5 protein-coding genes and 1 pseudogene are annotated in these 9,216 nt (G+C 47.5%); 1 reads left to right on the top strand and 5 read right to left on the bottom strand.

Annotated features, from left to right (window positions below; genetic code table 11):
- Positions 1-49: 49 nt before the first annotated feature.
- From Q0Y54_RS09445 to Q0Y54_RS09465, 5 genes and pseudogenes are all read right to left on the bottom strand, one after another.
- Positions 50-3,712, bottom strand: coding sequence for a dynamin family protein (locus tag Q0Y54_RS09445; protein ID WP_297966816.1), 3,663 nt, complete (start codon positions 3,710-3,712; stop codon positions 50-52).
- 11 nt (positions 3,713-3,723) lie between these two features.
- Positions 3,724-6,163 (bottom strand): annotated as a pseudogene (gene priA, locus Q0Y54_RS09450) (primosomal protein N').
- Between the two features lie 107 nt (positions 6,164-6,270).
- Entirely contained in the window at positions 6,271-6,849 is a 579-nt protein-coding gene (locus tag Q0Y54_RS09455) for a hypothetical protein (protein ID WP_297966818.1), read from the bottom strand.
- Between the two features lie 15 nt (positions 6,850-6,864).
- Positions 6,865-7,416, bottom strand: a complete 552-nt coding sequence (locus Q0Y54_RS09460) for an adenine phosphoribosyltransferase (protein ID WP_297966820.1) — start codon at positions 7,414-7,416, stop codon at positions 6,865-6,867.
- 655 nt (positions 7,417-8,071) lie between these two features.
- Positions 8,072-8,695, bottom strand: a complete 624-nt coding sequence (locus Q0Y54_RS09465; protein ID WP_297966822.1) for a M15 family metallopeptidase — start codon at positions 8,693-8,695, stop codon at positions 8,072-8,074.
- A 275-nt stretch (positions 8,696-8,970) separates the two neighbouring features.
- Here Q0Y54_RS09465 and Q0Y54_RS09470 point away from each other — a divergent pair, with 275 nt between their 5' ends.
- The gene (locus Q0Y54_RS09470) at positions 8,971-9,129 is read left to right on the top strand and encodes a hypothetical protein (RefSeq protein WP_297966824.1); all 159 of its coding nucleotides are present in this window, start codon (positions 8,971-8,973) and stop codon (positions 9,127-9,129) included.
- Positions 9,130-9,216: the final 87 nt, after the last annotated feature.

The following is a 9,216-nucleotide window of genomic DNA, read 5'->3' on the forward strand; positions in this document are numbered from 1 at the left end:
GTAGTTTGTTTTCCCCCACCTAAAGAGGTGGGGGACATCTTAAAGCTCGTTATAACGCCACAAGCTGGTTATGCACCTGCTCCAGCTCTTGAATATCCAGGCCGCCGTCAAGGGCTTTTATATTGGTTTCCAGACGTTCCTTAAGGCGGTGGCTGAAACGTTGGCACACCTTCTCGTATAGGCCGCAAAGGGCTTCGGTTTCCTGAGTTAGAAGCTTGGATTTTTCCTGTTCCAGATAATCATCAGCCAGCTTGGACAGTATAACCTCCATTTCTTCGGCCATCAGCTTGGAGGCACCCTCCTCGAAGAAATCCCTTGGATTTTTGTAGATAGAAAGAGGCTTGGCAAATATGTCACGGCTCACCCCCACAAAGGCCTGCTGAAAATTCAGCTGATTTTCATAGCTGTATTCCTTAAGGGACAGGGTAAATTCATTGCTGATTTGGGCAAGCTGCTGATTGGTGTGCTCCTGAAATTTTAGCAGGGATTTTTTTATATAGTTGTCCGTTCTAAGGCTGGTGGCCCTCAGCTCCTGGGCCAAATCAAAGCCAATGCTTTCCAGAAGCTGGTCGAGAGCCTCCTTTAGCTGGTCATTGGCATTGCCCCCGGATTTCAGGGTAGCCGGATTAAAGGACTCACGGAAGAAATCAAGGTATCTGAGGAATACCCGCTGCTTTACATAATAAATCAGCTCCGAGGCCTCCTGCTCCAGTCCCTTCACCAGCTCAGTATTGCGCAAATCCCCCAGCACACGGCCAATTTCCCGCTGAATAGCCTTTAATTCAGCCAGGCGTTGAACCCTTTGTCTGCTGTCGCTTTTACTTATATTTATAAGGTCGCAGATGCGCTCCAGGGCCTTGTCAAATTCCTGACGGGCGGCGGACAGGGCTATATCATTTAAGTCATTTACCACAAAATTATAAAAGGCGTTTTCAAATTCGGTTGGCGTGGTGTTGCCAGCTTCCCGTTCCTCCAGTACCTCCTGGGAGGACAGGGCAAAGAGCTGGGGTTTGGATACGCCGTAGGATTTTAGCTGCTTGCGGACATAATTCACCACATGGTCAGCTTCATCCTGGTCCTCCGCCAAATCAATGGCATTGACGATAAAAAACATCTTATCCAGCTGGAAGGAATCCTTTACCCGGCCCATCTGAATAATAAATTCCCTGTCCGCCTTGCCAAAGGCATGATTATAGTAGGTAACATACAGCACCACATCGGACTGACGGATAAAGTTAAAGGACATATTGGTGTGACGGGCATTGATGGAGTCAGCTCCCGGGGTATCTACCAGGGTTATCCCCTTAGCCGTAAGCGGACAATCATAATATACCTTAATCCAGTCTACAAAGCAGGACTTATCCTCTTGGGCGGCATATTCCCCAAAGCCCTGCAAATCACTGGCAAATACATCTCCCAGCTGGTCCTCCACAGCCCCAAAGCCACGTAGAAAGGCTGCCAGGAAGGATTTCTCCTTCTGATGGGTGCTTCCTCCCTTATTCATGGCCTCCCTGGCCAAGGTGGCCGCCTCCTGCAGGCTGGCCGGTGCCATATCGAATGGCTTAAAGGCCCTTAACAAATCATCCAGCAGCATTTTTTCCGATTTCAGCTTAATAGCCACTGTACCATGAGGGTGCCCCTCATCCACCGGCAAAATCATGTTGATGGCCGCCGTAGTTGGATTGGGTGACACAGGCAGCAGGCGTTCGCCCAACAACGAATTGGCAAAGGAGGACTTGCCTGCACTAAAGGCACCAAACAGCGTTACCAAAAAGCCTTTATTATTAAGGCGTTCAGCCCTGTCACCTAGCTCCTGAGCCAGTTGGCCCACTCCTGGTATTTTGTCAATCAGCGCGGCAGCTTTATTAAGCCTGATAGCCATTTCCTTTAATTTTTCGGTACCGGAGGCATTAAAAATATTCATCGGTTCAGCAGCTTCATTATTAAGGTCATACGGTCTTGATTCATCAGCCTGGGCCGTATCACCGCCATCTTTCTTATTACCTATGTTAATAGTAGAAGTATTATTTTGCTCTAACGCTGCTTCCGGGGCTATTATTTCCTCGTCAGGAATGTCCACGCATGAAATTTCCGCAATAGCTTCCCTGGTTTCCACCATTTCCTGGCAGGACAGCATATCACCAAGCTCCTGGGACAATTGGGACATTTCCGCCTCCAAATCGTCAATGGCACTCCACCCCCTGTGGTATTTCTCCATCTCCTGCAAACGGGAGCCGATAGTCTCCATGCGCTGGCCCCGATGATTGTTTAACAGACCGTCGAAAATATTCTTTATATCTGCGGCCCGGGTGCGGGCCACATTTTTTATGCCCTCGGCAAAGTTAAGGGTATAATTCATTACATAGCTGCCATCCTGGGTAAGCTTGGCCCCGGAGCGCATGGCTTCGGTGAGCAGCTCCTGGGGCGGGAGAATTTCCAGGGCCTGGATTGTGTCCTGCAGCTCCTTGTTGATCACATTATGCTGGCGGACAAAATCCAATAAAAAGGTTTTTAAATGCCACTCGATCTGGGTTTTGGCCTTTTCCGAGGCATCATTAAAAAACAGCTGCTTTCTGCGTTCCAGCTCGGCCTCAGTTTTCTTGCCCCGACCAAAGAAGCCCACCTTAAAGGAGGGCTGGCAGGCCTCCAGATAATCCCGGGCCAAGTCCCGGGTGGAGGTAGGCATAAGATAGGCATTATCCAATATCTTGGCAATGCCCGACTTATAGGCTTCCTCCCAATCCTCATTAAGCACCTGCTGCTCCTGGGAAAGACTGTCATATTCCTTACGCATCAGCTGCAGCTTCTCGGCCGGTATTCCCTCAAGGCTTGCCCCTGCTTCCCTTTTCCGCTCCTCAGAGGCTTTTTCCCTGGCCTTAATATATTCTGTAATAATTCTGGTCAGGGAGGCATAAATGGAGGCTTCAAGATTATCATTGCGGTGGGCAATCTTATCCTCCAGCAGAGCCATCAGCTCCTCATACTGGTTGTGGGGCGCATCAGGATATTTGGCTGAAATAAAGTAAATCCCCTTGGCCTGTACCCCCCAGCCTTCAAAGGCCCTGTATACCGAATTTTGGAAGGTGGCAAAGGACAGCTCATTTTCCCGGTGCTTATCGATCTGATTGATGACCAGATAAACCTCCTTACCGGCCTTGGTCAAATCTCTGGTAAAGGTAAAATTCAGCTCCGATTGAACGTGATTGTAGTCCATGACATAGAAAATTATATCCGCCAAATGAATGGCATCCTCGGTCACCAGCCGATGAGCGTCATCAGCTGAGTCAATGCCGGGAGTATCCATTATCTCCACCCCTTCGGGAATATGGAGCTTGGAATAGCTAAGCTCTATACAGGACACTGCAGCCCCATCCCGGCAATAGCTCTTAACCAGGTCATAGTCATAGGGAGCCAGATATTTCCGGGGCTTTCCCTTGCTGAAAAACACCCGGGCATAGTCCTCCCCCTTATAAACCCTTACCAGATTGGCCGAGGTCGGTATTGGGCTGGAGGGCAGTATATTATCTCCTAAAAAGGCATTTATAAGCCGGGATTTTCCGGCGGAAAAATGGCCGGCAAAGGCAATACCATATTTCTTGTCCGTAAGCTTCTGGGCCAGATGACGGACATGGTTCATATTGCGGGTATGATTTATATTTTTAAAGTATTCATAAGCTGCTGTCAGCTTGTTTTCCAATAATTCTTTATTCATACTTGCTCCAATCAGGATGTTGTAATCGGGTCAATGTCGATTAATACATTCATATCACGGTGGACTCCCTGCTCCCGCAGAAAGTGATTTACCGCCGGTAAATCATCGGTCTTTATCAGCATGGAAAAACGGTATACGCCCTTAAAGGCAGGAATCATGGCCGGGGCCGGGCCGATAATCTGATGATGAGGGGTGTAACCGAAATTATTTAGGAAATTATCCTTAATATTTTGAGCCTGCTGACGGGCAGCCTCCGGTTTTTCGTTGTGTACTATCAGCTTAACAATACGGCAAAAGGGGGGATAGAAAAGGCTTTCCCTCAGCTTCATTTCTTCATCATAAAAAGCCTGATAATCCTGCTTTATACCGCTTTGCACCGCATTGTGATCCGGGGAATAGCTCTGGACTATTACATTACCGGCCAGCCCGACCCGCCGTTTGCGGTATCAGCATAAATACCCGCTCTGCGGCCCGGAAATCCGGCATATTCAGGGCCGAATCCGCACTGATAATCCCCACGGCAGTAACATTGGGAATATCGTGGCCCTTGGCCACCATTTGGGTGCCCAGAAGTATATCAAATTCCCTGCTGCGGAACCGATTAATAATATTTGTATGGCCGAATTTCCCTGTGGTGGTATCCCGATCCATGCGGATAACACGGGCCTGAGGCACCAGGCTTCTCAGCTCTTGCTCCAGCTTCTCTGTACCGGAGCCGAAATATTTAATGTATCGGCTTTCGCACTTGGGACACACATCCGGCACCGGCACCCTGATATCACAATGATGACACATGAGCCGCTTGTCCTTATGATAAACCAAGGGCATGGTGCACTGGGGACATCGGATAACCTCGCCACAGGAGCGGCACATCACAAAGGTGGCAAAGCCCCGGCGGTTCAGCATAATAATCATCTGCTCACCCTTGGAGATAGTGTCTTCAATAAGAAGGCGCAAGGGGTGACTGATAATATTTCGCCGTCCCTTTTTCAGCTCCTGACGCATATCCACGCAGGTCACCTGGGGAAGAGGCTTATTGCCAATCCGATTAGATAAGCGCAGCATGGTACATTGACCCATTTGGGCCTTATGATAGGTTTCCAAAGAGGGAGTTGCACTGCCTAACAGGAGGGTGGACCCATAAATCCGCGCCAATTCCTGCGCCACCACCCGGGCGTGATACCGCGGGGATTCATCCTGCTTATAGGAATTGTCCTGCTCCTCGTCCATGATAATCAAACCAATATTATCCGCTGGAGTAAACAGGGCCGAACGGGCCCCGATTATAATCCCGGCCTCACCGCGGCGCACCCGCAAAACGGCATCGTTGCGTTCATTAATGGATAATCGGCTATGGATAACGATGATATCATGGGCAAAATAGCTTTTAAAGGCCTGCACCACCTGACCGGTCAGAGCAATTTCCGGCACCAGCACCACCACCCGTCGTCCCAGCTGTCTGGCCCGTTGGGCGGCTTCGATATATACCTGGGTTTTGCCGCTGCCCGTAACGCCATACAGAAGGAATTCCTTATATTCCTTGGCGCATATTGCCTGGGCCAGCCCCTCCACCGCCTGCTGCTGTTCTGTGGTTAGCTCTACGTCCTGATGGGACTGCTCCGATAAGGCATAGCTGTCACGGTAAATCCGTCGCTGCTCCTTCCGCAGAATGCCGTTGTCCGTCAACGCCTTTAAGACAGCCGGAGACACCTTCTGCTGCTTAAATACATCAGCCGTAAGGATTAGCTCATTATCCTTTTGGTGGGCCAAAATAAAGCTTAGGGCCTTTTTCTGGGCCGGCTTACGGGAAAAATTGGCCAAAAGCTCCTCTGTTACCGGCCTTGCAGTTACATAAACCGTTTCATAGGCGGCCTTGGCTTTATTGTCTACGTCATAAACCCGCTTTAAGGCACCATATTGCAACAGCTTCTCCAAAATATTGTCCAAGCCCTCAGCCACTTCCGCATGGTCATCAGCTATCAGCTGTTCCTTAATTTCTCGTTTCTTAGCGATACCAGACACCTGTACTGCCTCATACACGCGGCGATAGGCCTCAACCTGGAGCAGTACATTGCTATCATCAGCTGCCATCGCCTCATAAGCCAATTGAATGTGGGCACCACCTTTGCCGGGAATAAACAGCCGCATCATTTCCCCCACAGAGCACAGGTAAAAATCCGCCATCCACCGGGCCGCCTTAATAACCTCCGGAGTAAACCAGGCTTCTTCATCTAGAGTGTCCTTTATTTCTTTAAGCTTGAAATCGCCCTTGATACTGCCTTCGTCCATATTTCTGACAGAGACAATAAAGCCCTCAATGGATCGCCCGCCAAAGGGCACAATAACCCGCCAGCCAACTGTAAGAAAGCTGAGACGCGTCGGCACAATATAGGTATATGCCTGGGATATGCTTTTTATTGGAATATTTATATAAACGTCAGCCAGTAGCACAATATCAGTCCATCCCATATTTTCAGTTCGGTTAAAAAAATTAATATAGATGAAAAAACGGGACCATGCTGCCAGTCCCGTTTCAAATTATTAAGTGTTTAAATACGTTAAAAATGAATGCTTTCCACCATCTTATCTGCAGCCTTCTCATAATCCTCATCATCGGCCTTGTAGGATATGGTAATGCACCAATGCTCATTCCCCTTAAAGAAGGAAATAAACCTGGTCTTAATCTTAATATCATTGCTGGTGCCGTCCAAAACAGCTGTCTTGGCTGGTTCCCCGGCAATATTGGTATTTTCAAGCTGACCGCCGGTGGCCTTGCGCTTGCTCTTATAGGTTTTTAAAAGGTCATCGGAAAATTTATTAAGGTCAGGTTTAAATTCTAAACCAGTTGCTTCCTTGTATTTGGCCCCATCGTAGTGAATACTCATAATGGAAACATCAAAATCACTGTTATGCTCCACGCTGGTACACATGGTGGTACCATTAGGGAAGCTCTTTGGCGCTGCTGGATTTCTAAAATCAAAGGGCAGGCTTATAATAAGGGTACCGGCATTACCATTGACCCTGACCTCATGAAGCTCAATATTCTTGGAGCCACAACCAGCTGCCAATAGGCCAATTACCATAATAGACAGGACAGCCAGGAAAGCCATCAGCTTCTTAACCTTTATAAGCACCATAAAACTGCTGCCCCCTTAGTCCAAATCATATTGAAGCATGGAGGTTACCTTAATGCCATCCTTTTCCAGCTTCCGGCGGCCGCCAAGGGTAGTCAGTTCAATGAAAAATACTGCACCAATAATATTACCGCCAACCTTTTTAGTGAGCTTTGAGGCCGCATCAGCCGTACCGCCGGTAGCCAACAGGTCATCCACAATTAAAATCCGCTGGCCCGGCTTAATGGCATCTGTATGCATTTCAATGGTATCCTGGCCATATTCCAAATCATAATCCACGCTTACAACGTCAGCTGGTAATTTGCCCGGCTTACGAATAGGCACAAAGCCTACGTTCATAGCCGCTGACAGGGCCGCGCCGTAAATAAAGCCCCGGGACTCCAGCCCAACTATCAAATCAATCTGCTCCCCCTGCAGGGACTCCTTCATAAAGTCCAAGGTCAGGCCAAAGGCCTTGGCATCCTTTAGGGTTGTTGTAATATCCACAAATTTAATCCCCTCTTTAGGGAAATTATCTACCAGACGAATATGCTCCTGCACGTAGTTTATATCATTTGCGGTTAAGCTCATCAGAAAAACTCCTTGTCGGTAATTTAATATTTGATTAACAAACGATTTAATTATAACGCCATTGCTCAAATTTTACCATAGGGAAAATTTTTCAATCGTTGTAAAACTGATATAAGCCCTTCGGGAACACCTCATCCGTCACGCAGGGCGTGACACCTTCCCCTCTAGGGGAAGGCATTTGTACCACCTCATCCACCGTCTGCGACGGTACACCGACGCGAAGCTAGTCCTGAAAGGGCTTCCCCTCCCCTACGGGACTAGCTCATTGCATTCGCGTCGCTAGGGGAAGGCTTTGCACAGGCCGGGGATAATTAGCTTGAACAATAGACGAGATGCGTAAAGAAAATATTTTTTGCCCACTAAAATTAGCTGGAAAAATTATCTGTCTGAGCAACGCGAGTTATAATTTTTCCAGCTATGTAATTTAAAGCAAAAGAATATTTTTAGCAGCTCTGTCGTGTGAAAGCAAATATCCCCGGCCATTCCCCCTTCAGGAACACCTCATTCGCGTCGCAAGGGGAAGGCTTAATTACGCATTACGAATTACGAATTACGAATTCCGCATTCCGCATTAACCTAAATTCCGCATTACGAATTCCGCATTCCAAATTAACCTAAATTCCGCATTACGAATTCCGAATTATTTTCTCTCCCTTCAATCAAGGGGTGGGTACCATTTTGCGATTTGGGCGGCGGGGATTTGGAAGTGTTGGTAGTCCTTTTCCTCATCCCAGTCACCGCCCCATTCAAAGCCGTTTTCCTTGAAGAGACGAACGCAAATATCATCCTTTTCTATTTTGTATGGATATTCCTTATCCCTGTCGCAATACTCCCTGCCGTTGTCCGGCACAATATAAATACTGCCATCCTCCAGGGTTTTTATATAGGGATTGTACCGGGGGTTGATGTCCACTGCTAATCCCAATCCATGCTTTGATATCCGATTGGTATGGGCTACAAGACGAAAATTAAAGCAGGAGCCGTTGTTGTCTGCCATGGATTTATCATCATCGGCGTCATATTCATCAATAAGCCGAAACTTCTCCATGGGATAGCCGCATTCATAGAGCTGCCTAAAAATCTTTAAAAGACGTTCGGCAATGTGAAAATTACAGACCAGCTCCCCTGTCAGGGTTTCTCCCTGAAGATTTTTATGCAAAAAATGAAGATATCGCAGCTCGGCCACCGGCAGCGTACAATGCCTGGCAAAGGATTTGCCCTCCATTTTGGCAAAGAGCTCCGGTGAAATTTCCTCAATATAAAAGTCTCTATCAGTCATAAACATATCCCCTCTTTTTATGGTATTTTCCTGATTTAATAATATTTCAAAGGAAAATTTTAGTCAAATCCCCCTACAATAGCAGGGAAATGGGACCTGCCCGGGGGAGCGCTAGGCTCACATGGATTGTTATCTAGTAAAGCTCTGTTAGCTGGTACAAATGATAATAGAAAATTTTTGATTATTGGAGTATAATCATTTAGAATGAAGTAAATTCATTCTATAAGGTTGTAGAAAATGGCAAGGATTTTGCCAAGGAAAGCGGTTCCCTGGCAGTGGAGGATGGTGCCCAGGCCAAGAAGCTGCTGGAGGCTTCCGGTTATAACACCAATGAGGTAAATAAGGCTATTGCCGCATCCATTCAGGCAATGTGGAAGAATACCCTCAATGTTAATGTGGAGCTGATGAACCATGAGACCAATGGGCATTCCTGATTTAGTCAAGGCCTATAAAATGATAACTTATCCAGGTGGAGTTTTAACTCCATCTGAATTTAGTTGAATTTTACCCAGGGCTTTACG

This window comes from uncultured Anaerovibrio sp. (assembly GCF_947302755.1).
Lineage (GTDB): Bacteria > Bacillota > Negativicutes > Selenomonadales > Selenomonadaceae > Anaerovibrio.

Excerpts from the sequence above, each read along its gene's own strand:
- Q0Y54_RS09465 (WP_297966822.1), bottom strand. The coding sequence starts at position 8,695 with ATGACTGATAGAGACTTTTATATTGAGGAAATTTCACCGGAGCTCTTT.
- Q0Y54_RS09460 (WP_297966820.1), bottom strand. The coding sequence starts at position 7,416 with ATGAGCTTAACCGCAAATGATATAAACTACGTGCAGGAGCATATTCGT.
- Q0Y54_RS09455 (WP_297966818.1), bottom strand. The coding sequence starts at position 6,849 with ATGGTGCTTATAAAGGTTAAGAAGCTGATGGCTTTCCTGGCTGTCCTG.
- Q0Y54_RS09445 (WP_297966816.1), bottom strand. The coding sequence starts at position 3,712 with ATGAATAAAGAATTATTGGAAAACAAGCTGACAGCAGCTTATGAATAC.